At 65.3% G+C, this 24,906-nt stretch carries 21 protein-coding genes; 7 read left to right on the top strand and 14 right to left on the bottom strand.

The genetic code is table 11. From position 1 onward, the window contains the following. Nucleotides 1-38 precede the first annotated feature (38 nt). The 3 genes from CAL28_RS02460 to CAL28_RS02450 are packed head-to-tail and all read right to left on the bottom strand — an operon-like array spanning nt 39 to nt 3,560. Complete coding sequence (locus CAL28_RS02460) at nt 39-1,409, bottom strand: sensor histidine kinase (protein WP_094839821.1); 1,371 nt, start codon at nt 1,407-1,409, stop codon at nt 39-41. After that, nucleotides 1,406-2,122, bottom strand: a complete 717-nt coding sequence (locus CAL28_RS02455) for a response regulator transcription factor (protein WP_094839820.1) — start codon at nt 2,120-2,122, stop codon at nt 1,406-1,408. The genes CAL28_RS02460 and CAL28_RS02455 overlap by 4 nt, the downstream gene beginning before the upstream one ends. Before the next feature lie 22 nt (nt 2,123-2,144). Beyond that, nucleotides 2,145-3,560, bottom strand: a complete 1,416-nt coding sequence (locus CAL28_RS02450) for an FAD-binding oxidoreductase (protein ID WP_094839819.1) — start codon at nt 3,558-3,560, stop codon at nt 2,145-2,147. A gap of 334 nt (nt 3,561-3,894) precedes the next feature. On the opposite strand from CAL28_RS02450, the gene CAL28_RS02445 reads away from it, so the two are divergent. After that, complete coding sequence (locus tag CAL28_RS02445) at nt 3,895-5,292, top strand: phosphomannomutase/phosphoglucomutase (RefSeq protein WP_254925960.1); 1,398 nt, start codon at nt 3,895-3,897, stop codon at nt 5,290-5,292. Nucleotides 5,293-5,383: 91 nt separating this feature from the next. On the opposite strand, the gene CAL28_RS02440 is transcribed toward CAL28_RS02445, so the two are convergent. From CAL28_RS02440 to coq7, 3 genes are all read right to left on the bottom strand, one after another. Further along, nucleotides 5,384-6,409, bottom strand: a complete 1,026-nt coding sequence (locus CAL28_RS02440) for an SDR family oxidoreductase (RefSeq protein ID WP_094839817.1) — start codon at nt 6,407-6,409, stop codon at nt 5,384-5,386. Between the two features lie 25 nt (nt 6,410-6,434). Further along, nucleotides 6,435-7,712 (bottom strand): Vi polysaccharide biosynthesis UDP-N-acetylglucosamine C-6 dehydrogenase TviB, encoded by a 1,278-nt coding sequence (gene tviB / locus CAL28_RS02435; RefSeq protein ID WP_094839816.1) that lies wholly within the window; start codon nt 7,710-7,712, stop codon nt 6,435-6,437. Between the two features lie 640 nt (nt 7,713-8,352). Then, the gene (coq7, locus tag CAL28_RS02430) at nt 8,353-9,030 is read right to left on the bottom strand and encodes a 2-polyprenyl-3-methyl-6-methoxy-1,4-benzoquinone monooxygenase (RefSeq protein ID WP_094839815.1); all 678 of its coding nucleotides are present in this window, start codon (nt 9,028-9,030) and stop codon (nt 8,353-8,355) included. 182 nt (nt 9,031-9,212) lie between these two features. Here coq7 and CAL28_RS02425 point away from each other — a divergent pair, with 182 nt between their 5' ends. From CAL28_RS02425 to CAL28_RS02415, 3 genes are read left to right on the top strand one after another with little or no spacing between them, the layout of a single operon-like run. Then, nucleotides 9,213-9,662 (top strand): OsmC family protein, encoded by a 450-nt coding sequence (locus tag CAL28_RS02425; RefSeq protein WP_176463846.1) that lies wholly within the window; start codon nt 9,213-9,215, stop codon nt 9,660-9,662. 17 nt (nt 9,663-9,679) lie between these two features. Next, nucleotides 9,680-10,474, top strand: a complete 795-nt coding sequence (locus CAL28_RS02420; protein ID WP_094839814.1) for a thymidylate synthase — start codon at nt 9,680-9,682, stop codon at nt 10,472-10,474. Continuing rightward, nucleotides 10,471-11,004, top strand: coding sequence for a dihydrofolate reductase (locus CAL28_RS02415; protein WP_094839813.1), 534 nt, complete (start codon nt 10,471-10,473; stop codon nt 11,002-11,004). The genes CAL28_RS02420 and CAL28_RS02415 overlap by 4 nt, the downstream gene beginning before the upstream one ends. A 165-nt stretch (nt 11,005-11,169) precedes the next feature. Here the strand turns inward: CAL28_RS02415 and CAL28_RS02410 are convergent, their stop codons facing one another. From CAL28_RS02410 to CAL28_RS02380, 7 genes are all read right to left on the bottom strand, one after another. Then, entirely contained in the window at nt 11,170-12,672 is a 1,503-nt protein-coding gene (locus CAL28_RS02410; RefSeq protein WP_094839812.1) for a SulP family inorganic anion transporter, read from the bottom strand. An 85-nt stretch (nt 12,673-12,757) separates the two neighbouring features. Further along, nucleotides 12,758-13,726, bottom strand: a complete 969-nt coding sequence (locus CAL28_RS02405; RefSeq protein ID WP_440588346.1) for a formylglycine-generating enzyme family protein — start codon at nt 13,724-13,726, stop codon at nt 12,758-12,760. A 16-nt stretch (nt 13,727-13,742) separates the two neighbouring features. Beyond that, nucleotides 13,743-15,110, bottom strand: coding sequence for an arylsulfatase (locus CAL28_RS02400; protein WP_094839810.1), 1,368 nt, complete (start codon nt 15,108-15,110; stop codon nt 13,743-13,745). Nucleotides 15,111-15,185: 75 nt separating this feature from the next. Beyond that, nucleotides 15,186-16,046: an ABC transporter ATP-binding protein gene (locus CAL28_RS02395; RefSeq protein ID WP_094839809.1), complete on the bottom strand. Its 861-nt coding sequence runs from the start codon at nt 16,044-16,046 to the stop codon at nt 15,186-15,188. Continuing rightward, nucleotides 16,043-16,999 (bottom strand): ABC transporter permease, encoded by a 957-nt coding sequence (locus CAL28_RS02390; protein ID WP_094839808.1) that lies wholly within the window; start codon nt 16,997-16,999, stop codon nt 16,043-16,045. Before CAL28_RS02390 ends, CAL28_RS02395 begins: the two co-directional genes overlap by 4 nt. Nucleotide 17,000: 1 nt before the next feature. Further along, a complete protein-coding gene (locus CAL28_RS02385; RefSeq protein WP_094840579.1) occupies nt 17,001-18,446 on the bottom strand; it encodes an ABC transporter substrate-binding protein in 1,446 nt (481 codons plus the stop codon). A 239-nt stretch (nt 18,447-18,685) separates the two neighbouring features. Continuing rightward, a complete protein-coding gene (locus tag CAL28_RS02380; RefSeq protein WP_176463844.1) occupies nt 18,686-19,312 on the bottom strand; it encodes a cadmium resistance transporter in 627 nt (208 codons plus the stop codon). A 190-nt stretch (nt 19,313-19,502) separates the two neighbouring features. On the opposite strand from CAL28_RS02380, the gene CAL28_RS02375 reads away from it, so the two are divergent. Continuing rightward, nucleotides 19,503-20,294, top strand: coding sequence for a GntR family transcriptional regulator (locus CAL28_RS02375; protein ID WP_094839806.1), 792 nt, complete (start codon nt 19,503-19,505; stop codon nt 20,292-20,294). Nucleotides 20,295-20,317: 23 nt separating this feature from the next. On the opposite strand, the gene CAL28_RS02370 is transcribed toward CAL28_RS02375, so the two are convergent. Further along, a complete protein-coding gene (locus CAL28_RS02370) occupies nt 20,318-21,769 on the bottom strand; it encodes an aminotransferase-like domain-containing protein (RefSeq protein WP_094839805.1) in 1,452 nt (483 codons plus the stop codon). A gap of 201 nt (nt 21,770-21,970) precedes the next feature. On the opposite strand from CAL28_RS02370, the gene CAL28_RS02365 reads away from it, so the two are divergent. Together CAL28_RS02365 and CAL28_RS02360 are read left to right on the top strand one after the other, a co-directional pair. Beyond that, complete coding sequence (locus CAL28_RS02365; protein WP_176463843.1) at nt 21,971-23,296, top strand: aspartate aminotransferase family protein; 1,326 nt, start codon at nt 21,971-21,973, stop codon at nt 23,294-23,296. Nucleotides 23,297-23,298: 2 nt separating this feature from the next. Then, nucleotides 23,299-24,792, top strand: coding sequence for a CoA-acylating methylmalonate-semialdehyde dehydrogenase (locus CAL28_RS02360; protein ID WP_094839804.1), 1,494 nt, complete (start codon nt 23,299-23,301; stop codon nt 24,790-24,792). The last annotated feature ends 114 nt before the right edge of the window (nt 24,793-24,906 follow it).

The following is a 24,906-nucleotide window of genomic DNA, read 5'->3' as shown; positions in this document are numbered from 1 at the left end:
GATCCCGGCACACTACCCAGGAAGATATCGAATAATTGTCAAATCGCGTGCGCGGCCTGCTGGCCGGACGGCCCGGGAACGGCATCCGTGCCCGCGAAACGCAGCGTGAAGCATGTCCCGTGATGCGGGACGCCCACCCAGGATTCAACGCTCAGGCTCCAGCCCTGCATATCGCAGACGCGCTTGGCGATGGCCAGCCCCAGGCCGCGTTCCAGCGCCTGCGCGGCTTCGGCCTCGTCCCCACCCCGGCCCTGCGTGTCGCGCCGGCGCACGCTGTAATAGCGCTCGAAGACGAAAGGCAGGTCTTCCGCCTTGATCCCTTTGCCGTTATCGCGGATTTCGATGCCATCGTCGAGCGCGCGCACGGACAACACGGCGGGCGCGGCATGCTCGATGGCGTTGCGGATCAGGTTGCGCAGGACGGTCAGCAAGGCATAGCGATCCAGCAGGCGCACCGTGCCGGCGGGTATGTGGTCGTCCAACGCCAGGCCGCCCTGCTCGGCATTCGCTTCCAGCCCCTGCCAGGCAGCCGCCAGGCATTCGGACAGATCGACGGGTTCCGGCGTGCTGGGCTCGTCGCGGGCCATGGCGCGCGCGCTTTCCAGCGCGGCCGTCACGCTGTCGACATTCTTGACGATCCGCTTCAGGCGCGTTTGCTGGTCCGGCGGGACGACGGCAGCCAGCAGCATCAGCTCGCCGTCGCTGCGGATGGCAGCAAGCGGCGTACGTACCTCGTGGCTGAGATTGGCCGCGAATTCGCGTTCGCGGGCAAGGGAGCGATCCACCTGGTTCTGCACGCGATTGAAGGCTTCGACCAGGCGCCCGGCTTCGTCATTGCGTTCGACGGCCAGGTCCGGCGAGCCTGGCGCCCAGGTCGCCAGGCGGTCGGTCAGCGTCAGCAGCGGCCCCACGGCCAGGTAGGCCACCTTCCGGGCGACCCCGTAGGCGGCGACGATGCAGACCACGCCCAGGCCCAGCAGGATCAGGCCGAAGTCGAACACCCGGTCTTCGTTGTCGGTGGCGTCGTACAACACATACATCCGCCGCCCTTTGGTCATTTCCGCCACCACGACATGCCAGGTTTCGGTGCCCGGCTCCAGCAGGTGCAGGCCGTCGTTCAAGCCCTGGACTTCCTTGGGAATCGCGGTGTTCAGCTGGCCCGGCATCTGCACCCAGGCGCGCATCGCGCCGCCCAGTTCGTGCGCGCCGCGCATGGGCAAGGTCTCTTCGCCGCTTTCGACGCGCTGGATGAGGCGGTCCGTCTCGTTGGTCAGGATCTCGTTGACCAGCTCGTCTTCCATCTGGTCGAAGGTCAGGTAGGCCAACACGACGAGCACGGACACGAAAATGGATACCGTGCCGGTCAAGGCCCAGACCACCCGCTGAGTCAGGGTGCTGCCGGTCTTCATGCCGCTTTGCCGGGAGCGGCGACCAGGCGCCAGCCCGTACCGTGCACGGTTTCGATGCCATCGAAACCGGCATCGGCCAGCGCCTTGCGCAGCAGATGCACCTGGCTGCGCAGCGCGTCGGAGGACGGCGGCTCGCTACCCCACAGCAGGCTTTCCAGTTCGGTGCGCGGCACGACACGTCCCGGATCGCGCAGCAGGGCATCCAGGATCATGCAGGACTTGCGCGTCAGGTGCACGGGCTGTCCGTTGACCTGCACGTCACGGCGCCGGCTGTCGTAGCTCAATGGCCCGCAACGCCGGATCGGCGTACCGACCGCGCCGCTGGCGCGCTGGATCAGGGCGTGCAGCCGGGCCTCGACCTCGGCCAGCGCGAAGGGCTTGGTCAGGTAATCGTCCGCGCCGTGCGAAAAACCGGCCAGCTTGTCCTCGAGTTCGTCGCGCGCCGTCAGCATCAGCACGGGTACCGACAACGTGAGCTCGTTGCGCAGCGCGCGCAGCACGCTATAGCCATCCATGCCCGGCAGGCCCACATCCAGGATCACCACGTCGAAGTGCTGCGCCTTGAGCAGGGACAAGGCCGCGTGGCCGTCGTACGCCGCGTCCGGCACGAAGCCGCGCGCCTCCAGGAAACTGTACAGATTGCCGGCAATCGTGGCGTCGTCCTCGACGATCAGGACGCGGTAATGCGCGGCGGACAAGGGCGCGGCGGTCATGGCGTGTTTTCTGCCGCGCGGCTCAGGGCCTGACGACTTTGCCCGGATTCATGATGCCGGTCGGATCCAGCGCCTTCTTGATACGGCGCATCAAGGCAAGTTCGACGGGGTCTTTGTACCGGGGCAGTTCGTCTATCTTCAATTGGCCGACACCGTGCTCCGCGCTGATGGAACCGCCATGCGCGTGCACGCTGTCGTGTACCACGCCGTAGATCCGCGGCTGCTGCGCCAGCAGCGCGGCTTCTTCCTGGTCGGGCGCCCGCGTGACGTTGTAGTGCAGGTTGCCGTCGCCCAGATGGCCGAAGATGACATGGCCCACGCCGGGGAAGTCCCGCTGCAGCAGCGCGTTGGTCGTGCGCACGAAATCGGCGATACGCGAGATCGGCAGGGAAACGTCGTGCTTGATCGACTTGCCCAGCTCGGCCTCGGCCAGCGGAATACTTTCGCGCAAATGCCAGAGCGCGCGGCTTTGGGTGATGTTTTCGGCGATGGCGGCATCCGTCGCCAGCCCCGCTTCGATCGCCTCGCCCAGGACGGTCTCGAAGCGCTCGCGCGCATGGGCTTCGCTTTCGCTATCCGACAATTCCAGCAGCGCGAACCACGGCGATTGCGCCGATTCGCCGGCGAACGGCAGGCGCTGCTGCGGGAAAAGACGCACCACCGCCTGCAGGCAGTTGCCGGCCATCAATTCGAAACCCGTCAGCGCGGCGCCGAAGCCCTGGCGCGCACGTCCCAGCAGCTGCACGCCGGACTCGACGTCCGGCACGGCCAGCAGCGCCGTGCAGCGCGCCACCGGAAGGGGGAACAGTTTCAGCGTCGCGGCCGTGATGATGCCCAGGGTGCCCTCGCTGCCGATGTACAAGTCGCGCAGGTCGTAGCCGGTATTGTCCTTGCGCAGCCCGCGCAGGCCGTGCCAGATCTCGCCGTCGGCGGTCACGACTTCCAGCCCCAGGGTCAGGTCGCGCGTGTTGCCGTAGCGCAGGACCTGCGTGCCGCCGGCATTGGTTGCCAGATTGCCGCCGATGGTGCAGCTGCCCTCGGCCGCCAGGCTCAGCGGGAACAGGCGGCCCGCCTGCTCGGCCGCCTGCTGCAAGGCCTGCAGGACGCAGCCCGCTTCCACCGTCATGGTGTCGTTGTCGGTATCGATGGCCCGCACGCGGTTCAGGCGCGCCAGCGACAAGATCACCGCCTTGCCATCGTCCGCCGGCGTGGCGCCGCCGCAAAGGCCGGTATTGCCGCCCTGCGGCACCAGGGGGACGCTATGGCGGGCGCACAGCCGCACCACCGCGGCGACCGACTCGGTCGAATCCGGGCGCACCACCGCCAGCGCCCGGCCCCGATACCGGCCGCGCCAGTCCAGGGTGTAGGAATCGGTATCGTCGCCGGTCAGTACGTGATCGGCGCCCAGCAGGGCTTGGAGTTCGGCAAGGACAGTCATCGGCCACCGTTATGGAAATGCGCCCGATACGCAGCCGGGCGAAGCGACTATTGTAGGGCGATGCGGTGGCCAGCAACACCCGGTCAGGTTTGTCGACTTCCGACACATTCCGCCGCGCGGCCCGCATGCCACAATCCCAGACAGTGCCATCCCCTTTTCCGGGTCGATGACGCGATCCCGCCCTGGCGTCCGGCCGATCCCGGCGCGCGCCGCCCCGGACGGATGCATTAGGGCCTTGGCATTAGGCCATGTACCGCACTGCGGCCCGCCCCTGCTTATCGGGGATAATCGCCCTTTCGCTTTTACCGAATCACTCGACCACAAAGGAACTACCGTGGGTAATGCGTCGTCCTTCCCTGCTTCGATCTTCAAGGCGTACGACATACGCGGCACCGTGCCCGACCTGCTGAACGCGCGCTTCGCGCGCGAACTGGGCCTGGCCCTGGCGGCTCTCGCGCGCGAAAAAAACATTCCTGAACTCGTGATCGGCCGCGATGGCCGCCTCAGCAGCGAAGAGCTGGCGCTGGCCTTGCAGGAAGGGCTGAACGCCGGCGGCGTCAGCACCCTGGACATCGGCCAGGTGCCCACTCCGCTGGTGTACTTCGGCGCCTATACCGAGAAAACAGGCTCGGGCGTGGCCGTCACGGGCAGCCATAACCCCCCCAAGTACAACGGCTTCAAGATGATGATGGGCGGCGCCGCGCTGTACGGCGCCGATATCCAGGCCCTGCACGCGGCGATGGAAGCCGCCGGCGGCAAGGCGCCGGCTGGCGTCACCCCCGGCCGGCGCCGCACCATGGACCTGGTCGGACGCTATATCGAGCGCATCGTCGGCGACGTCAAACTGGCCCGTCCGATGAAGATCGCCATCGATTGCGGCAACGGCGTGGCCGGCGCCATCGCGCCCAGGCTGTTCCGCGAAATGGGCTGCGACGTCACCGAACTGTTCTGCGACGTGGACGGCAATTTCCCCAACCACCATCCCGATCCGGCCGACCCGCACAACCTGGAAGACCTCATCCACTGCCTGAAGACCACCGATTGCGAAATCGGCCTGGCTTTCGACGGCGACGGCGATCGCCTGGGCGTGGTCACGAAGTCCGGCGAAATCATCTGGCCCGACCGCCAGTTGATCCTGTATGCGCGCGACGTGCTGTCGCGCAACCCCGGCGCCATGATCATCTACGACGTCAAGTGCAGCCGCCACGTCGGGTTGGCCGTCAAGCAGGCAGGCGGGCAGCCGCTGATGTGGCAGACGGGCCATTCCCTGGTCAAGGCCAAGCTGGCCGAAACGGGCGCCCCGCTGGCGGGCGAGATGAGCGGCCATACCTTCTTCAAGGAACGCTGGTATGGCTTCGACGACGGCTTGTACACGGGCGCGCGCCTGCTGGAGATCGTCTCGCGCGACGCCAACCCGTCCGCGGTGCTCGAGGCCCTGCCCAAGGCTATTTCCACGCCGGAACTCAAGCTCGAAATGCAGGAAGGCGAACCCTTCGCGCTGGTGAAGGACCTGCAGGAAAAAGGCCGCTTCGAGGGCGCCACCCAGGTCGTGACGATCGACGGGGTACGCGCCGAATATCCCGACGGCTTCGGCCTGGCCCGACCCTCGAACACCACGCCCGTGGTGGTACTGCGCTTCGAGGCGGATAACGAAGCCGCGCTGGCGCGCATCCAGGATGACTTCCGCAAACAGCTGCTGGCCCTGAAGCCGGACGTCAAACTGCCCTTCTGAGCGCCCATATGCCTTCCACCGCACGGCCGTGCGGTGGAAGGCCATGCTGCGGCCGCCACCGCGAAACGCGCGGTTCCCGGCGGCATCCCCGTTAACGCAGGAACTGCGTATACCAGGGCATGGCGACCTCCAGCCCTTCGATGATGTCGTGCATGGGCTTGTAGCCCAGCTGATCGTTGGCCTTGGCGATGTCGGCCTGCGAATGCCGCACGTCGCCCGGACGGAAATCCCCGTAGACGGGCGGCTTGTCATACTGCACGCCATGCTTGGCCAGCAGGCGGGTCAGGTGGCGGAACAGATCGTTCAGGCTGGTGCGCGCATTGAACGCCACGTTGTAGACCTGGTGGGTACCTTCGGCCTGCGCCAGTGCCGCCAGCAGATTGGCCTGCACGGCGTTCTCCACGAAGCAGAAGTCGCGGCTGGTCTCGCCGTCGCCGTTGATGACGACGTCCTCGCCGCGGATCATGGCCCCGATCCACTTGGGAATGACGGCGGCGTAGGCGCCGTTGGGATCCTGCCGCTTGCCGAACACGTTGAAGTAGCGCAGGCCCACGCTGCCGAAGCCGTAGCCGCGCGCGAACACGTCGGCATACAGTTCGTTCACGTACTTGCTGACCGCGTAGGGCGACAGCGGGTTGCCGATTTCGGATTCCACCTTGGGCAAGGCCGGGTGGTCGCCATAGGTAGAACTGGAAGCCGCGTAAACGAAGCCCCGCACTCGTGCATCGCGGGCCGCGACCAGCATATTCAGGAAGCCATCGACATTCACGGCATTCGTGGTGATGGGATCCTGGATGGACCGCGGCACGGAGCCGAGCGCCGCCTGATGCAGCACGAAGTCCACCCCCGTGGCGGCCTTGCGGCAGGTCTCCAGGTCGCGGATATCGCCCTCGATGAAGGTAAACCGGCCCCATTGTTCGGCCGAGACGAGCTCCATGACCTCGTCCAGGTTGTGCCGGTAGCCGGTGGACAGGTTATCCAGGCCCACGACCGTCTGGTCCAGTTTCAGGAGCGTTTCCACGAGGTTCGAGCCGATAAAACCGGCGCAGCCGGTGACCAGCCAGGTACGGGGCGCCTTGCGGAAGTCTTCGGTGATTTGCTGATAGCGGTGCGTCATGCCATGGCCTTTTTCAAACGTGGAGTTACAAGCGCAGATCCGATTCGCCGGGCTGCAGGACGTATTTCAGGTCGTACAGCACATGTTCGGGCTTGCCGTAGGCGCGTATTCGCGCGGCGCCCAATTCGGCGAACTGCCGATGCGCTACCGCAAGAACAATGCCGTCGTAGGTGCCGGAGGCGGGCGTCGCCACGGGTTCGATGCCGTATTCCGCGCGCGCTTCGGCCGGATCGACCCACGGATCGTAGACGTCCACCTCCACGCCATATTCGCGCAGTTCGCGCACGATATCGACCACGCGCGTATTGCGCAGGTCCGGGCAGTTTTCCTTGAAGGTCAGTCCCATGACCAGCACCCGCGCACCCTGCACGTGGATGCGGCGCTTGGTCATGGCCTTGACCAGCTGCGACACCACATAGCCGCCCATGGCGTCGTTCAGGCGCCGGCCGGCCAGGATGATTTCCGGGTGATAGCCCAGGCTCTGCGCCTTGTGCGTCAGGTAATAGGGGTCGACACCGATGCAATGGCCGCCCACCAGCCCGGGCCGGAACGGCAGGAAATTCCACTTCGTGCCCGCGGCCTGCAGCACGGCCTCGGTATCGATCCCCATCTTGTTGAAGATCAGCGCCAGCTCGTTGATCAGGGCGATGTTGACGTCGCGCTGGGTATTCTCGATGACTTTCGCGGCTTCGGCCACGCGGATGGAGGCGGCCTTGTGCGTACCGGCCGTCACGATCTCGCGGTACAGGGCATCCACCAGGTCCGCGACTTCGGGGGTCGATCCGGAAGTCACTTTCTTGATGGTGTTGACGCGATGGCTCTTGTCGCCGGGGTTGATGCGTTCCGGGCTGTACCCCGCATGGAAATCGCGGTTGAACGCCAGGCCGGACACGCGCTCCAGCACGGGCACGCATTCTTCCTCGGTGGCGCCGGGGTAGACGGTGGACTCGTAGATAACGATATCGCCCCGCTTCAGGACCCGTCCTATGGTTTCGCTGGCCTTGCGCAGCGGGGTCAGGTCCGGCTGCTTGTAGGCGTCGATCGGAGTGGGAACGGTGACGATATAGACATTCGCCTGCGCCAACCGTGCGGCATCGGCGGTGAACTCCATGTGCGTCGCGGCCGCGAGTTCGGCTTCATCGACTTCCAGGGTGTGGTCCTGCCCGCGCTTGAGTTCGTCGATGCGGTGCGTATCGATATCGAAACCCAGCACCGAACGCTTCTTGCCGAACTCCACGGCAAGCGGCAGGCCGACGTAGCCCAGGCCCACGATGGCCAACTTCACATCCTGAATACGCAACATGACGGATTTCCTACCGCTATCGATCCGGCGATTTTAGTGGATGGGACATAGGGTTTTCGGCCGCGCGGCAAAGTCGTGCGAGCGCAGCCCGCGAGGAAGGAAAGCCCCGCGCCGCCGGATACTGTGCGCGAAATGGCGCGGACCGAAAAATGGATAAAAAAAAGCCCGAGATCTGACGATCTCGGGCTAAATCCACCAAAGGAGGAGGGTGGAGGAGACAACCGTGGCATGTCGCAGAGGGTTAACCCTGGAGTACCCTCCCAGGTACCCTGTGCGCTGTCGGGGTTTGGCACCGCGCCGACTGCGTTTCGACATCCGATGGACAAATCATAGCCAAACTTTTTGTGCGATGCAAGAAGAAATTTTAGCGCCGTTCAACGGCGGGAAGATTGTTGCTTTTGTGCATCGCATTATCGGCCGGACCCGGGTCTCGCGCCCGCAAACGACCGTCCGGCAGGGATGGCAATCTTCAGCAATCATTGTGCCACGCCCCTCGATCGCCCCGTAAATATCAGACGGGGTTAACCCTGCGCCGGGCGGTCCGGACCGCCGAAGCCCGGGAAAAGCGCCCCAAAACCCGCCGACCCGGGCGCTCCGGCGGGCGTGGCCCACCCTGTTCCCGCGCCCCGCCTGCCCCCCCCTAGATCCAGTAGGCCGTGCTCGTCATGACACGCGACAGGGCACGCATGGCGCCTCGGACGGGCCACGACAGGGGCGCGGCGCCAGCCCGTTCGGCGCTGACGCGGTGGTTGATTTCGTCCTGCTTCATCTGGTCCACCACCTGGCGGGACCGTTCGTCCTGCGCGGGAAGGCGCTTCAGATGGCTTTCCAGGTGCGCTTCGACCTGCCGCTCGGTTTCCGCCATGAAGCCCAGATTGCGCCGCACCCCCGCGCGGCCGGCCAACAGGCCCAGGCCGAACGAGCCGGCATACCACAGCGGATTCAGCAGGCTGGGACGGCTGCGCAGCTCGCCCAGGCGCCGCTCGCACCAGGCCAGATGGTCGACTTCCTCCGTGGCGGCATCCTGGAACATCCGGCGGACGGACTCGTCGGCGCAGGCCAGCGCCTGGCCACGGTACAGCGCCTGGGCGCAGATTTCCCCGACGTGATTCACCCGCATCAGGCCGGCCGCGTGCCGGCGGTCGTCGGGGGTAAGGGTCTCGGCGGCCTCGGGGCCCGCCGGATAAGGCCGGCCCGCGCTGGAGGCGCCGGCCAGGACGCGCAGGGCGCGGTCCGCCTCTCCCAGCAGGGCATCCAGCGGCCCCTTGCGGCGGGCCAGGGACGGGAACGACGGGGACGGCGGCTGAGGCGACGGCATCGCATACTCCTGTAAGGCGTCGGACACGGCAAAAAGCGCCTTGTCCGTATCGATTCTTCCATTGTAAGGAAGGCGGCCGGCCGGGTCGGCCGCAAGGCCCCGCCGAGGAAAGGGCCGGCCCTTTCCGGGCGATCGGAACCGGCTATGATCCCTTTTTGCACAAGACGATTCAGGATATCGACATGGAATGCACGATCGACTGGGGCGGCCCTTCAGGGATGCTGTTCGTGGCCACTTCGGGTAGCGGGCATGTCGCCGTCATGGATGGCGCCGTGGATGGCGGCGGCCACGACCTGGCGTTTCGCCCGATGGAAATGGTCCTGGCCGGCACCGGCGGCTGCACCGCGTACGACGTGGTGCTCATCCTGAAGCGCGGCCGCCACGCGGTGACCGGCTGCAGCGTCAAGCTGCAGGCCGATCGCGCCGAGACCGACCCGAAGGTGTTCACGCGCATCCATTTCGCCTTTACCGTTACCGGGCACAAGCTGCCCCGCGCGGCGGTCGAGCGCGCCGTACAGTTGTCGCACGAAAAATACTGCTCGGCTTCGGCCATGCTGGCCAAGACGGCGGAAATGACCTTCTCCGTGGACGTGGTGGAGACCGGCGCGGCCGGCGCCGCGGACGCGAACTGAGCCCCGCCCGGATTTCCATGCACCAATACGAAGACTTCATGCGCCATGTCTATGAACATGGCGTCACCAAGACGGATCGCACCGGCACCGGCACGCGTTCGGTATTCGGCTATCAAATGCGCTTCGACCTGTCGCAGGGCTTTCCCCTGGTGACCACCAAGAAGCTGCACACCAAAAGCATTTTCATCGAGCTGCTGTGGTTTCTGCGCGGCGACAGCAATGTGCGCTGGCTGCAGGAGCGCGGCGTCACTATCTGGGACGAATGGGCCGACGCCGACGGCAACCTGGGCCCGGTCTACGGCGCGCAATGGCGTTCCTGGCCCGCGCCGGACGGCCGCCATATCGACCAGATCTCGCAATTGCTGGAGCAGATCCTCCGCAACCCGGATTCGCGGCGCCTGATCGTATCGGCCTGGAACGTGGCCGACATCCCGCGCATGGCGCTTCCGCCCTGCCACGCGCTGATCCAGTTCTACGTCGCCGATGGCAAGCTGTCCTGCCAGCTGTATCAGCGCAGCGCGGATATCTTCCTGGGCGTCCCATTCAACATCGCCAGCTATGCCTTGCTGACGCACCTGGTCGCGCAGCAGTGCGACCTGGACGTCGGCGACTTTATCTGGACCGGCGGCGATTGCCATATCTATAGCAATCATTTCGAGCAGGTCGAACTGCAGCTGTCGCGCCAGCCCTACCCTTATCCGAAGCTGCGCATCAAGCGCAAGCCGGCGTCCCTGTTCGAATACGAGTACGAAGACCTGGAAGTGGTCGATTACCAAAGCCATCCGCATATCAAAGGGGCGGTGGCGGTATGAGCGTACCCGCTTCCCGGCTGGCCGAAGCCGGTGCTTCCCCGCGACTGACGCTGGTCGTCGCTTATTCCCGTAACCGCGTTATCGGCCGCGACAACGGCCTGCCGTGGAAATTGCCGGGCGACCTGGCGCATTTCAAGCGCACGACACTGGGCCATCCGATCGTGATGGGACGCAAGACCTGGGAATCGCTGGGTCGGCCGCTACCCGGGCGGACCAACATCGTCATCACGCGCAGCCCGGGCTATGCGGCCGAAGGCGCCACCGTGGTGCCGGATATCGACGCCGCGCTGCGTGCGGCCGGCGCCACGGACGAAGTGTTCATCATCGGCGGCGCGCAGATCTTCAGCGCCGTGCTCGATCACGCAGACCGCATCGTCGCAACGGAAATCAAGGCGGACATCGACGGCGACGCCTGGTTCCCGCTGTTGCCTTCGTTCCGCTGGCGCGAATCGTCTCGGCAACCGCAGCCGGCGGAAAACGGCTACGAATACGACTTCGTGGTGTACGAGCGCGTGCCCGTGGCGCGTTGACCGCCCGTATGCCGGCCTCCTGGGGGCACTCGAGGCGATACGACGCGCCGACACAGGCCCGGTCACACTGGCGCTCCAGCATCGGCAACCGCCTCTGCCGGGCACGACCCTGGTCATTTCCGCCCGTTCCGGAGAAGGCAATGCATGACGGCACATCGTGCCGCATCAGTTGACGTTCAGGTTCCCGCTCAGCCTGGCATGGAAAGCTTCGCTGGCTTCGTCCAGTCCGGTGAAACGCACGGCCGTGCCGTGCTGCCGGTACTTCACCTCGACCGAATCGAGCGCCGCCACGGTGGACGCATCCAGGATCTGCGATTTGGAGAAATCGATCGTCACGTCGTGCGGGTCGGTGGTGTAGAGGAAGCACTCCACCAGGTCGTTGCTGCTGCCGAAGAACAAGGGACCACGGACTTCGTAGCACACGCTGCGGCCATCCGGGCTGACCGTGCGGATCGTGCGTATGACGTGCGCCGCGCGGCGCGCGAACAATACGGTCGCCAATAGCACGCCGCCGACCACGCCCAGTGCCAGGTTGCCCGTATAGACGGTCAGGCCGACGGACAGCACCATCACCGACGTCTCCATCCAGGGCATGCGCTTGAGCGTGGCGGGCCGCACGCTGTGCCAGTCGACCGTTTTCACGGCCACGATCATCATGACCGCGGCCAGCGCCACCATCGGGATGCGCGCCATCACGGAGCTCAACACGGTGATCAACAGCAGAAGCGTGCCCGCGGCCGCCAGCGTGGAAATGCGGGTCCGCGCGCCGCCGATCCCGACATTGACGACCGTCTGGCCGATCATGGCGCAACCGGCGATACCGCCGAACGCCCCGGCGCAGAGGTTGCCCAACCCCAGCGCCCACGACTCCCGGGACTTGCGCGATCGGCTATCGGTCATTTCGTCGACCAGCTTCGCCGTCAACAGGGTTTCGAGCAGGCCCACGAAGGCCACGCTGAGCGCTGTCTGCCATACGATCTTCAAGGTTTCCAGATCGAACGGAACCGTCCAGGCGGTCAAGCCCGGCAGCCCGGCGGCGGCGGAGCCGGCCGCCCCCACCGTCGGCACGCTCCAATGCAGGGAAACGGCCAACCCGGTAGCGACGACGATCGCGATGAGCGGCGATGGAACGACTCGGCTGAAGCGCGGCGCGATCAGCACGATCAGCACGGTGACCGCGAACAGTATGTAGACCGGGATGGGTTTGTCGACGATATGGGGCACCTGGGCGCAGAAGATGAGGATACCCAAGGCATTGACGAAGCCCAGCATGACCGAGCGCGGAATGAAACGCGCGATGCGCGCCAGCCCCAGCAAGCCGAAAGCGACCTGGATCATCCCCGCCAGGAGGACCGCGGGCAGGATGTAGCCGGCGCCATGCGCGTTGACCATCGGGCCGATGACAAGCGCGACCGAACCGGCGGCGGCGGTGACCATCGCCGGTCGCCCGCCCAACAGCGACGTGACGACCAGCAGCACGACCGAAGCGAACAGCGCGGCACGTGGCTCCACGCCCGAAATGAATGAAAACGAGATGACTTCAGGAATCAGCGCCAGGCTCGTTACCACGCCGGCAAGGATCTCTCGCGTGAAGCTGGCTGGCGGCGAGCCGAGCGAAATTCCCGGCCGGCACGGCAGGTTATTGCTCCCATCAACAGGATTCGTCATGTCACGGAACTCATAGAGTAGAAAGACTGCACGGCGCGTATCGCGGGAAGGCGCCCCGGACAGACACCCGAAGGCGCCACCCACGTCATGGCCGCAGCACGCAGCGAAAACCGATATGGCTGGTGGACGTGTCCAGCGTCTGGCCCTGGCGCGCCGCCGGCCGGAAACGCAAGCAATAGCTTGGCGCGCACAAGTGGGATCCGCCCTTGACGACCTGGCGCGCGGCGGGATCGTTCGAAGCGGAAGCCGGTATGCAGCAGGACTTCGTCTCTGCCACGCCCGGCGGGCTGCCGTACGGCGTTGTCGTCCATTCCCACACATTGCCCGCCACATCGAACAGGCCATACCCGTTGGCCGGATAGGACATCACCGGCGACGTCCGCTCATAGCCGTCGGAGGCCGAATTCTGCCACGGAAACTCCCCCTGCCAGGTATTCGCCATGTGTCGCCCTTCCGGGTCGAATTCATCACCCCAGGGATACGCCGCGCCTTCCAGCCCCCCGCGGGCGGCGAACTCCCATTCGATTTCGGTGGGCAGCGCCTTGCCTGCCCATGCCGCATACGCGCTTGCATCGGCGAAGGAGACGTGTACCACCGGATGATCCTCCAGGCCCGTCAGGCCGCTGTCCGGGCCCTGAGGATGCCGCCAGCTCGCGCCGGGCACATAAGCCCACCACAAACGGTGGTCGCGCAGCGGAACCGGTGCGGCCGGTTGCGTAAACACCAGCGAACCGGGAACCAGCAGGTCGGGGTCCGCGTCCGGATACAGCGAGGGATCGGGCGCGCGCTCTGCGAGCGTGAGATAACCCGTGGCATCGACGAATGCGCGGAACTGCGCATTCGTCACGGGATGGGCATCCATCCAGAAGTCGGGGGCGGTAACGCGCCGTGCCGGACGTTCTTCCCGATAGAAAACATCGGATCCCATCGTGAAATCACGCCCCTTTATCCACACCATACCTTCGGTGCCGGGCGATTCCGCCGGAGGGACCCGCGGCTTGCCCTGGCCCGAGGCGCAGCAGCAAGCACGTTTCTGAACGGACGAGTCGGTCATTGGCGCGTCCATGGGCCTAGCCCCTTAGCTCGGATTTCGGCACGAAGTCCAACGCCGAACCCGGCGGGATGAGTTCCTCGCGCTTCACGCTGTCCTCGAACTCGCGCACGACCCGGTGGGCATGCTGCATGACCCACCAGCGGACGTAGCGCTGATTGACCGCCTCGCGTTCCTTGGGATCCTCCTGAAGGTGGGTAATGCGCGCGAAGCCCAGCGGCAGCTCCGGATCATGGAAATGCTGCTGGCGCTTGAAGTTGATCTTGAAATCCTTCCACTTGACGGCGTGCAGCTCGTCCTTGAGCCAGACCATGCAATGGTCACGGTTGGATTGCTCCTGTTCACCCAGGAAGAACGCCGTCTGGTCCCTGCCGTCGACGATGCGGTCCTGCGGAATGTCGCCGCCCGCGAACTTCAGCAGTGTCGTGAACATATCCGTGACGTGCACCATTTCATTGCTTTCGACTCCCGCGGGGATGCGGCCGGGCCAGCGAGCCAACAGCGGCGTGCGGATGCCGCCTTCCGCCGAACTGAAATACGAACCGTCGAAGAAGCCGCCGGTGCCGCGACCGGCAAGATGATCCTCGGCGCCATTGTCGCCGCACAGGATGACGATGGTATCGTCGGCCACGCCAAGGCGGTCCAGCTCGTCCAGCAGCACGCCGAAGTCGTGATCCAGCATCAGCAGGCAATCGCCCCAGTCGCCGTTCGTGCTTTTGCCGACGAACTCGTCGCGCGGCGACATCGGGAAGTGCATCAGCGAATGGTTGAAGTACAGGAAGAAAGGCTCATCGTCGCGCACGCAGCGCCGCATAAAGTCGATGCCGCGCCGCTGGTATTCCAGGTCGCAGGTCTTCTTGGTCTCCATGGTCAGCTGTTCATCCAGCAGCGGCCTGGTGCCCTTGCCCTTGAAGCCTTCGTGCATATGCGAATAACCATCCCGCTCGGGAACATAATGCGGGTCTTCCAGCCACATGCATTCGTCATACGTGCGCAGCGGCCCGTACCACTCGTCGAATCCGTGATCGGTGGGGAAACGTCCGTCTTCCGCGCCGATGTGCCATTTGCCCAGGCACGAAGACTTGTATCCGCCCTTGGCCAGCAATTCCGCGATCGTGATTTCCCAGGTAACCAGGCCGCCGCCATTGCCGCCCAGCGCGATCGTGTGGTTGCCGGACCGGATCGGATAGCGGCCGGTCATCAGCGCCGAACGCGTCGGCGTGCACTGCGGTTCCACCACATAATGGGTCAGCTTGGTGCCCTCTTTGCAGAACGCGTCGATGCGCTTGGTGTCCGCGCCCCGCAATTTCCCGCCGCCATAGCACCCGAGTTCGCCCATGCCGAGGTTATCGACGTGAAAGAACAGGATGTTGGGTTTCTTGCTCATCGTAAAACTCCATTGAAGTTGAGAGCGCTGCTTTGCTCTCGGTAGGGAAACGGATTCATTCAGGACGCGCGCGGCTCACAGCATCTCGTTGACGCCGTTCGGGCCCATCTCCATGCTGAAGCCCTCGATGCCGCCCACTTTCAGCTCCGGGCCCATCGCGGCCAGCGACTCTTCGCGGATCAGGCCCTTCAGGCGGTGCACCAGCCCGACGAACTCGGGCGTGTCGAACATCGCTGGAGTGCGCGGCCGCGGCAAGGGAACGGCAATCTCGGCCTTGATACGGCCCGGCCGGGCCGTCATCACGTAGATGCGGTCCGACAGGAAGACCGCTTCCTCGATGTCGTGCGTGATGAACAGTACGGACAGCCGGAATCGCTGCCACATGTTGGTCAGGATCTCCTGCATGACGGTGCGCGTCTGCGTGTCCAGTGCCCCGAACGGCTCGTCCATCAGCAATACCCGCGGATTGGCGGCCAGGGCGCGGACAATGCCGATACGCTGCTTCATGCCGCCCGAAAGCTGGTCCGGATAGTGATTCTCGAAGGCCAACAGTCCCGCCAGCCCCAGCAAAGTGCGCGCGGTGGCCTCGCGCCGGCTGCGGTGCACGCCGGCCATCTTCAGGCCGAACTCGACGTTCTGGCGCACGCGCAGCCAGGGGAACAGCGAGTATTGCTGGAACACGACGCCGCGCTCGGCGCCCGGCTTCCTGATCCTCACGCCATCCAGCGTGGCCGTGCCGCGGGTCGGCTGAGTGAAGCCCGCGACGATGCTCAGCAATGTGGACTTGCCGCATCCCGAAGGACCGATCAACGACACGAACTCGTTCGGCGCGACCGTCAGCGAGACATCGCGGACGGCTTCGGTTCGCGCGTCTCCCGATCCGAACACCACCGCGATATCGCGGCACTCGATACTGCCCTTGTCCGGTTCGTTCATTTGCGGGCTCCCTTGGCGTACGCAAGCCACGGCATCAAGGCGCGCCCGGCCAGGCGGATAGCGCCGCTGCAAAGCAGGCCCAGCGCACCGATGGTGATCATGCCAAGCACGATTGCCGGGTAATTGACGAGCGAATAGGCTTCCCATGTGTAGTAGCCCACACCGTACTGGCCGGATATCATTTCCGCGGCGATCAGCGACACCCAGGCCACGCCCATGCCCACGGCCAGGCCGGTGAAGATGTTCGGCATGACGCCGGGAAGGATCACGTACCAGAACAGGCGGGCTTCGCTGGCGCCCAGGCAGCGGCCGGCGCGCAGCAGGACGCCGTCGAGCGACTCCACGCCGTCCACCGTGTTCAGCAGGATTGGATAGAAGGCACCGATGAAGGTGATGAACGCGATGGACGATTCCGTCGTCGGCCACAGCATGATGGACATGGGCACCCACGCGATGGCCGGGATGGGCCGCAACACCTCCAGGGCGGGCATGAAAAGCCGCCGCATGGCGCCATAGCGACCGATCAGCAGGCCCAATCCCACACCGGACACCAGCGCGATCAGGAACCCGACCAGGATGCGGCGCAGACTGTTCAGCACATTGACCGCATATGCGCTCGTCCCCGTCACGTTGGCGGCTTCCCGCAACACATCCATGGGCGTGGGTACGTTCTTGAACCGGACATAGAATTCCACGCGGTAGCGCGTACCCAGGTACCACACCAGCAAGAGCATGCCGATAGATACTGCCGGCAGCGCGAGCCTGACGACGACAGCGCGTACGCAAGCCACTGCCACCGTCGCCGCGCGCCGATGCCCGGGCGGCGCAACGGCAGGCGAGTCCGTGTGGGACTGGCCGCACTGCTGCGGGTCGGATTGCACGCGCGAAGACTGTGCAGGACTGGCCGACGAACGGATATCGTCGCCGGAGCCCAGATCGATGGAGTGCGCCATATCAGTTGCCCTCCGCGCTTACCGCTTTCAGGGCCTGCTCGTAGCCGATTACCTTGGCATGCGATTTCTGCGCGCCGGCATCCGCGTCGCGCTTCAGCAGATATGCCTCGATGACCGGGCGCTTCGCATCGCTCCCGCCATGCGTGTAAAAGGCGTCATTCGCGAACACCTTGATGCCCAGCGCCTTGTCGGTCATGTAGACCGCGTTCAGCGCCTTGCCCTGGGCGCGGTACCGGTTCACGCCGCGCAGCGTGCAAGCGGTCGAGCTGAACGAGACCATGGATCCGCTTTGCACCCAGATTTGCCCGGCCTGCGACGGATCGGTGACAGCCGTGCCACACACCGGGTCGCTGCCCTGCACCGCATAATTGCTGAAACTGGCCAACTGTTTGTCGTAATCCAGGCCGGACTCCTTGAATGCCTGGCGCACGAACGAGTCATTGACCCATTTGTCGATGTCCAGGTCCTTCACCATGTTCAGCTTCTTAAGCACGGCGTAGTCCGCTTTCAGCGCCTCTATCCATCTTGGCTTGATGGTGGGATCCAGCGTATGGATACCGCCGGGCCCGAGGAACATGTAGACGACTTCCTTGTCCACCTTGGTCCACGACTGGATCTGCTCCGCCGCCCGCACCGGATCCTGACGCACCCAGTCGTTGGCGGCCATCAAGGCCTTGATGTAGGCTATGACGACCTCGGGATACTTCTGGCCGAAGTCCTTGCGCACGACGATGCCGTGGAATGTCGGCTGGCCCGTCTCCACACCGTCGAAGATCTTCCGCGCATAGCCGCGAAAAGGCAGCAGTTCCGCGAACGGGACGAAGTCCGCATGGCCGTCGATCCGATGTTCCTGGATGCTGGTGCTGCCGACTTCCGGCGACTGGTTCGCAAGCGCGAAGTAGTCGGCCGGCAGATGGCGGCTCTGCAGCGCGGCCAGCAGCATGCCGTGCGCTGCGGATCCGAAAGGCACCGATACGCGCTTGCCTTTCAGGTCCTCGAGATCGTAGTAGGGAGAATCCTTCGGAACGACCAGGCCATTGCCACCGCCGAAGGCGTTATAGGCGATTACCGCGACCAGCTCCGTATCGTTGCCGGTGGCATGGCCCGTGGCACCGTTCACCAGCAGGGGATAGTCCCCCATCATGCCGATCTGCAGATTTCCTGCGACCATGCCGTTGGTGATGGGCGGCCCGGACGTCGCGTTCTGCCACGTCACATGGTAGGTGACGTCCTTGTACTTGCCTGTGCGAGGCAGATATTTTTCCAACAAGCCGAGCTGCTTCAGGACGACGCCGCCGGTGACCGTATTGGTCGTCGTATCCTGCGTCCCGATCCCAATCTCGATGGTTTCCGCACGCACGGCGCCTGCGTACATCAATACCGCTGCCGCGGCCAGGGAGGGTATAGCACTGCGTGACACATGGCCGATCAAATCTCTGATTCTCATGACGCAACCTTGGTGATTGATCGACATGAACGGCGCGACGCGCGGCTCATGCCGGACAGTGACAACATCGGTGGATATAACTCGTCATTACAAGCACTGAGAAGTCATGCAAAACCCGTGCCAATACGCTTTCCCCTTGATCCTACCGATGCTGCCCGGCTATGCCTGCTGTTTCGCGCTCCACAACGGTGCCGGGCGGCGTTGTGTGGTGCATGGTCGTCTCGGCGTGGTGCATTCCTTCAGGCCAGCGCGTAGATCCATCCGAACGTACCGAAGCGTATGAGTAGCGCGGCGCCGATGGCGGTCGTCATGAACGGCGCGATGCGGGCCGCGACTGCCCGCAGCCCGGGCACGGATACGCGCGACCGTGCCGCAGCGAATGCAAGCAGGCACAATGACGCCGTGAGTGCCGCGAAGATGATCGATGCATATACCAGGTCCGCCACGCCGTGACCTGCAAGCAGCCCCGCATACACGAGTACGTTGTCGACGGCGCCGCACGTCGCGATGGTGACGACAAGCGCGAGCCGTCCGACACTGCCTTGCGGCGCCCTGGGCCGAAGCGTGGCTGCCGGCGCACTTTGCGGGACGCCGCCGCTACGCCTGCCGGCGATGCGCCTGAGTCCCGCCACCAGTGGAACGATACCGGCCAGGCCTATGAACGGCGCCTCCGCGACGTGGCCGATATTCGTGATGGCGATTGAAACGCCCAGCTGGATCGCCACGCTGGCAAGCTGCCCGACCGCGATTTCCACCGCGCGATAGCTTTCGTCGCCGAAGAAATCGAGCAGCAACGCAAAGCCGTCGATGTTCGTCGACATGTAGGCAGCCGCCGCCGCAGCCAGGAAGGCAAGCAAGGTATCCAACGTCTTCTCCCGACCGAAGCATGGTCTCCGCGCCCATGCCATCGCGGCGACATGTTATGACGTGTTATGGTGAGTGTCAACGCCCCTTGTTCTAGGTCGGCATATCAAGTTATGACATAATCTCGTGCACGTCCGTGCCGACCGGCGCGGCGACATAACTTCGCAGCCCAGGCTGCAAAACAGAATCCGTATGCCCGCCCGCCCATCAAACCTGCAGACCGGCTACTCCGCTCTTGGGCCACATTCCCACGTCCCGCTTTATCAGCAAATCAAGGACGCCTTGCGCACGGGCATCCTGAACGGCCAATACCCGCCGCATAGCCGGGTGCCCTCCGAAAGCGAATTACAGGAAATGTTCGAGGTCAGCCGCATCACCATCCGGCAAGCCCTGGGCGACCTGCAGAAGGAGGGCCTGATTTTCAAGGTGCATGGAAAAGGCTCGTTCGTGTCGCAGCCCAAGGCCGTCCAGAACATCACGTCGCTGCAAGGCTTCGCGGAAGCCATGGGCGAAGGACAGGAGATCGTCAACCACGTCGTCTCCTTCGACTTCGTCGCGGCGAATGCCCAGGTGGCATCCCGGCTGGCGCTGGACGAAGGCGCCACTGTGGCCGAAATCCACCGCGTGCGCCTGCTCAACCGGGAACGCACGTCCTACGAAATCACCTTCCTGCCCGAAGCGCTCGGAAGGAGGCTGCAACGCGCGGATCTCGTCACGCGCGACATTTTCCTTATCCTCGAGAACGACTGCGGCGTTGCCCTGGGCAGCGCCGACCTGAGCATCGAAGCGATCCCTGCGCCGGCGGTGGTGGCCAAGGCGCTCGGCATGAAGAAGGAGCAGCCCGCTCTGCGGGTCGAACGCCTGACGTATGACAACGCCCTTCGGCCCGTCGACTACGAGCATCTTTATTTCAAGGGCGGCGAATTCCAGTACCGCCTGCGCCTGGATCGCAAGCGCGCGGCGAAAACCACCCGCACGGCCTGAGGACCGCTACACTCCCTCGCGTGTCAGGCGCGGCGCGCCCGGACGGCGCTGCCGGCCAGGAAGCGCCACAGCCTTTCATCGTCCGAGTATGCGACGTTCAGCCTGATCCAGGGCAGGTCGCGCTGTGGGGCATCGAAATAGGAACCGGGGGCCAGCCAGATGCCGTCGCGCAGCGCCCGTTCGGCCAGCGCGTTGGCGCCGGCGTCGCCACCGTCGGCCGGCAGGCGGGCCCACAGGAACAGGCCGGCGCGCGGCTCCGCGTACACCTGCATGCCATGCTCGGACAAGCGCCGCGCCACCTTGACATGCGCCAGCGCCAGGCGCTCCCGCAGGCCCGCGACGTGGGCGCGATAGCGGCCTTCGCGCAAGACTTCATGGACGACGCGCTCCATGATTTCCGGCGAGGTCAATCCCACGGCCATCTTGGTGCGCGCCATGTCGCGCACCACGTCGGGGTGGGCGATCGCATAGCCGACGCGCACCGATGGGCTGATCACCTTGGAATAGCCGCTCAGGTAGACCACCCGGCGCAGGCCGTCCAGCGCGGCCAGCACCGGCGCGACACCGGGCGCGAGCTCGCGCGAGATGTCGTCTTCGATGATCCAGCAGTCGTGCTGCTCGGCGACGCGCAGCACCTGGTAGGCATTGGCCATCGTCAGGCTGGTACCGGTGGGATTCTGCAATACCGTATTGATGATCATCGCGCGCGGCCGATGCGCCTGTACGGCTTGCTCCAGTTCGGCGATATCCAGCCCTTCCTCCGTGCGCCGCACCGCGACGGCATGCAGACCGGCCAGCCGCACCAGCGCCAGCAAGTTGGCATAGCAGGGCTGTTCGACGATCACGGCATCGCCCGGGCGCAGCAGCGTGCGTATCGCGACGTCCAGCCCGTGCGTCACGCCCTGGGTCAACAGCACCTGCGCGGGATCCGCCGGCATGCCCAGCGCGGCCGCCTGCGCGGCGATGGCCGCACGCAGCGGCGCATAGCCGTAGGGGTGTCCATAACCCGCGATGCGCGCGCCGGGGACGCGGGCGACATGGCGCAATCCCAGGTGCAGGCCCGTTTCGTTCAACCATTCGCCCGGCAACCAGCCACAGCCCGACTTCACCGGGATGGAGTGGTCGGCGAATACGTCCGATAGCAGCCATTCGGCACCCGGCGTGGGCGGTTGCCACGGTCGCGGCACGGGCGCCGCGGTGGCGGTGGCGGGCGCACGCGGCGCGACCCGGTATCCCGAACCGGGCCGGGCCAGCAGCCAACCCTGCGAGACGAGCCGCGCGTAGGCGCTGGAAACGGTAAAGGTGCTGATCTCGTGCGCACGCGCGAATTCGCGCACCGAGGGCAAGGACATGCCGGGGCCCAGCACGCGCGCCTCGATGGCGCGCACGACCGCATCGACCAGCTGTTGCACCAGGGTCGGCGCGTTCGCACGGTCGCGCAAAGGGCGGAAGTCCAGGGCGGGAAAATCGGTCATCGAGGCATCTGTACAGTTGTTCAGGATTTACCTGTACGGTTCGCCATTTTTGCATGGATTGTCTATTTCCACCGGCGACGCGGAAGTCGAGAATGCCTGTTGATTCCCGCGACGTCGCGTTTCGCTGGGGCCTCACCCCGGCAACGCAGCCGGCCAGCACAGTTGGCCCGGCGTCCGGCCACTTTCCCTACCGGAGCCCTCATGAACGCGCCGACCACGTCCCCCGATCTGTCCCACCTTTGGATGCCTTTCACGGCCAACCGGCAGTTCAAGGCCAACCCGCGCATGCTGGTCGGCGCCAAGGGCATGTACTACACCTCGCTGGACGGCCGCCAGATCCTGGACGGCACGTCGGGCCTATGGTGCGTGAACGCCGGCCACTGCCGCGACGAGATCACCCAGGCGATCGCGCAACAGGCCGGCGCGCTGGATTACGCGCCCGGTTTCCAGCTGGGGCATCCCCTGGCGTTCCAGGCGGCCAGCGCGGTGGCGGGCCTGATGCCCCAGGGCCTGGACCGCATCTTCTTTACCAATTCCGGGTCCGAGTCCGTGGACACCGCGTTGAAAATCGCCCTGGCCTACCACCGCACCCGCGGCGAAGGCCAGCGTACCCGCCTGATCGGCCGCGAACGCGGCTATCACGGCGTGGGCTTCGGCGGTATTTCGGTGGGCGGCATTTCGCCCAACCGCAAGACGTTCTCCGGCGCCCTGCTGCCGGCGGTGGACCATCTGCCCCACACCCACAACCTGGAACAGAACGCCTTTTCCAAGGGCCAGCCGGCCTGGGGCGCGCATCTGGCGGACGAGCTCGAGCGCATCCTGGCGCTGCACGACCCGTCCACCGTCGCCGCCGTGATCGTCGAGCCCATGGCAGGGTCGACCGGCGTGCTGGTGCCGCCCAAGGGCTATCTGGAACGACTGCGCGAGATCACCAGCAAGCACGGCATCCTGCTGATCTTCGACGAGGTCATCACGGGCTACGGGCGGCTGGGCGCGGCCACCGCGGCCGAGTTCTTCGGCGTCACGCCCGACCTGATCACCATGGCCAAGGGCGTGAGCAACGCCGCGGTGCCTTGCGGGGCGGTCGCGGTCAAACGCGAAGTGCACGACGCCATCGTCGATAGCGGCCCGGCCGGTATCGAGTTCTTCCACGGCTATACCTACTCGGCGCATCCCCTGGCATCGGCAGCCGTACTGGCCACCCTGGACATCTACCGCCGCGATAACCTGTTCGCCCGCGCCCGCGAGCTGGCGCCCGCCTTCGAGCGCGCGGCCCATGCGCTGAACGGCACCAAACACGTGATCGACGTGCGCAACATCGGCCTGGTCGCGGGCATCGAGCTGACCCCGCGCCCCGGCGCGCCCGGCGCGCGCGCGGCGGAAGTCTTCCACCGCTGCTTCGATACCGGCCTGCTGGTGCGCTACACCGGGGACATCCTGGCGGTCTCGCCGCCCTTGATCATCGAAGAGGCGCAGATCGATGAAATCTTCCATACCATCGGCTCGGTGCTGAAGGAAATCGCCTGACCATGACCACCATCTCGCACTACATCAACGGACAAGCCTACGACGGACGCAGCGGCCGCTACGGCGACGTGTTCAACCCCGCGCGCGGCGAGATCGCCGCCACGGTGCCGCTGGCCGGCATCGAGGACATCGACCTGGCCGTGGCCGCCGCGCGCGAAGCGTATCCGGCCTGGTCCGAGACCGCGCCGCTGAAGCGCGCACGCATCCTGTTCAACTTCAAGGCCCTGCTGGACCGGCACCAGGACGAACTGGCCGAGCTGATCACGCGCGAGCATGGCAAAGTATTCTCCGACGCCAAGGGCGAGGTCACGCGGGGCATCGAAGTCGTCGAGTTCGCCTGCGGCATTCCGCATCTGCTGAAGGGCCAGTACACCGAGCAGATCGGCGGCGGCATCGATAACTGGAGCATGCGCCAGTCGCTGGGCGTGGTGGCCGGCATTACGCCGTTCAACTTCCCGATGATGGTGCCGGCCTGGATGTTCCCGGTCGCGATCGCCTGCGGCAATACCTTCGTGCTGAAGCCGTCGGAGCGCGATCCCTCCGCGTCGGTGCGGCTGGCCGAACTGCTGACCGAAGCGGGCCTGCCCCCCGGGGTCTTCAACGTCGTGCATGGCGACAAGCAGGCGGTCGATGCACTCATCGCCCATCCCGACGTGCAGGCGCTTTCTTTCGTGGGCTCGACGCCGATCGCGCAATACATCTATGCCCAGGGGACCGCTCGCGGCAAGCGCGTGCAGGCGCTGGGCGGGGCGAAGAACCACCTGGTGGTGATGCCCGACGCGGATATGGACCAGGTGACCGACGCGCTGATGGGTGCGGCCTACGGTTCGGCGGGCGAACGCTGCATGGCGATTTCGGTCGCGGTGGCGGTGGGCAACGTGGCGGATACGCTGGTCGAGCGCCTGGCCCCGCGCGTGCGCGCGCTGAAGGTGCTGGATGGAATGGACCCGCAGGCGGAGATGGGCCCGCTGGTGACCGCGCAGCATCGTAACAAGGTGCGCGGCTACATCGAGGACGGCGTGGCGGCGGGTGCGACGATGGTGGTGGACGGGCGCGATCTTTCGGTGCCTGGCAGCGAGAAGGGGTTCTTCCTGGGCGGGACGTTGTTCGACAATGTGAAGCCGACGATGAACATCTATCGGGAAGAGATCTTCGGGCCGGTGCTGTGCATCGTGCGCGTGCCCGATTTCGCAGCGGCCGTTAAGCTGATCAACGAACACGAGTTCGCCAATGGCGTGTCGTGCTTTACCTCCGATGGCGGCGTGGCGCGGGCGTTCGCGCGGCAGATCCAGGTGGGGATGGTGGGGATCAACGTGCCCATTCCGGTGCCGATGGCGTGGCATTCCTTCGGGGGGTGGAAGCGGTCGCTGTTCGGTGACCACCACGCCTACGGTGAAGAAGGGGTGCGGTTTTATACGCGCTACAAGAGTGTGATGCAGCGATGGCCCGATAGTATCGGCAAGGGTGCGGAGTTCACCATGCCGGTTGCCAAGTAGCTGCCCAGGGGGCTGGTTGCTAGGGCCATCCCAGGTTGTTTGGTCGCTGTGGTGAGTCTGGTTTTGCTAAGGCCGTCCGGCGGGGGTGAGGCCCGTCCGGGGCGGCCCGGAGGA

It is taken from the genome of Bordetella genomosp. 11, assembly GCF_002261215.1.
Lineage (GTDB): Bacteria > Pseudomonadota > Gammaproteobacteria > Burkholderiales > Burkholderiaceae_B > Bordetella_C.
The sequence above is the reverse complement of the archived record's forward strand: the minus strand, read 5'-3'. Positions and strand labels throughout refer to the sequence as shown.

Excerpts from the sequence above, each read along its gene's own strand:
- CAL28_RS02460 (WP_094839821.1), bottom strand. The coding sequence starts at position 1,409 with ATGAAGACCGGCAGCACCCTGACTCAGCGGGTGGTCTGGGCCTTGACC.
- CAL28_RS02455 (WP_094839820.1), bottom strand. The coding sequence starts at position 2,122 with ATGACCGCCGCGCCCTTGTCCGCCGCGCATTACCGCGTCCTGATCGTC.
- CAL28_RS02450 (WP_094839819.1), bottom strand. The coding sequence starts at position 3,560 with ATGACTGTCCTTGCCGAACTCCAAGCCCTGCTGGGCGCCGATCACGTA.
- CAL28_RS02440 (WP_094839817.1), bottom strand. The coding sequence starts at position 6,409 with ATGACGCACCGCTATCAGCAAATCACCGAAGACTTCCGCAAGGCGCCC.
- tviB (WP_094839816.1), bottom strand. The coding sequence starts at position 7,712 with ATGTTGCGTATTCAGGATGTGAAGTTGGCCATCGTGGGCCTGGGCTAC.
- coq7 (WP_094839815.1), bottom strand. The coding sequence starts at position 9,030 with ATGCCGTCGCCTCAGCCGCCGTCCCCGTCGTTCCCGTCCCTGGCCCGC.
- CAL28_RS02425 (WP_176463846.1), top strand. The coding sequence starts at position 9,213 with ATGGAATGCACGATCGACTGGGGCGGCCCTTCAGGGATGCTGTTCGTG.
- CAL28_RS02420 (WP_094839814.1), top strand. The coding sequence starts at position 9,680 with ATGCACCAATACGAAGACTTCATGCGCCATGTCTATGAACATGGCGTC.
- CAL28_RS02415 (WP_094839813.1), top strand. The coding sequence starts at position 10,471 with ATGAGCGTACCCGCTTCCCGGCTGGCCGAAGCCGGTGCTTCCCCGCGA.
- CAL28_RS02410 (WP_094839812.1), bottom strand. The coding sequence starts at position 12,672 with ATGACGAATCCTGTTGATGGGAGCAATAACCTGCCGTGCCGGCCGGGA.
- CAL28_RS02405 (WP_440588346.1), bottom strand. The coding sequence starts at position 13,726 with ATGACCGACTCGTCCGTTCAGAAACGTGCTTGCTGCTGCGCCTCGGGC.
- CAL28_RS02400 (WP_094839810.1), bottom strand. The coding sequence starts at position 15,110 with ATGAGCAAGAAACCCAACATCCTGTTCTTTCACGTCGATAACCTCGGC.
- CAL28_RS02395 (WP_094839809.1), bottom strand. The coding sequence starts at position 16,046 with ATGAACGAACCGGACAAGGGCAGTATCGAGTGCCGCGATATCGCGGTG.
- CAL28_RS02390 (WP_094839808.1), bottom strand. The coding sequence starts at position 16,999 with ATGGCGCACTCCATCGATCTGGGCTCCGGCGACGATATCCGTTCGTCG.
- CAL28_RS02385 (WP_094840579.1), bottom strand. The coding sequence starts at position 18,446 with ATGAGAATCAGAGATTTGATCGGCCATGTGTCACGCAGTGCTATACCC.
- CAL28_RS02375 (WP_094839806.1), top strand. The coding sequence starts at position 19,503 with ATGCCCGCCCGCCCATCAAACCTGCAGACCGGCTACTCCGCTCTTGGG.
- CAL28_RS02370 (WP_094839805.1), bottom strand. The coding sequence starts at position 21,769 with ATGACCGATTTTCCCGCCCTGGACTTCCGCCCTTTGCGCGACCGTGCG.
- CAL28_RS02365 (WP_176463843.1), top strand. The coding sequence starts at position 21,971 with ATGAACGCGCCGACCACGTCCCCCGATCTGTCCCACCTTTGGATGCCT.
- CAL28_RS02360 (WP_094839804.1), top strand. The coding sequence starts at position 23,299 with ATGACCACCATCTCGCACTACATCAACGGACAAGCCTACGACGGACGC.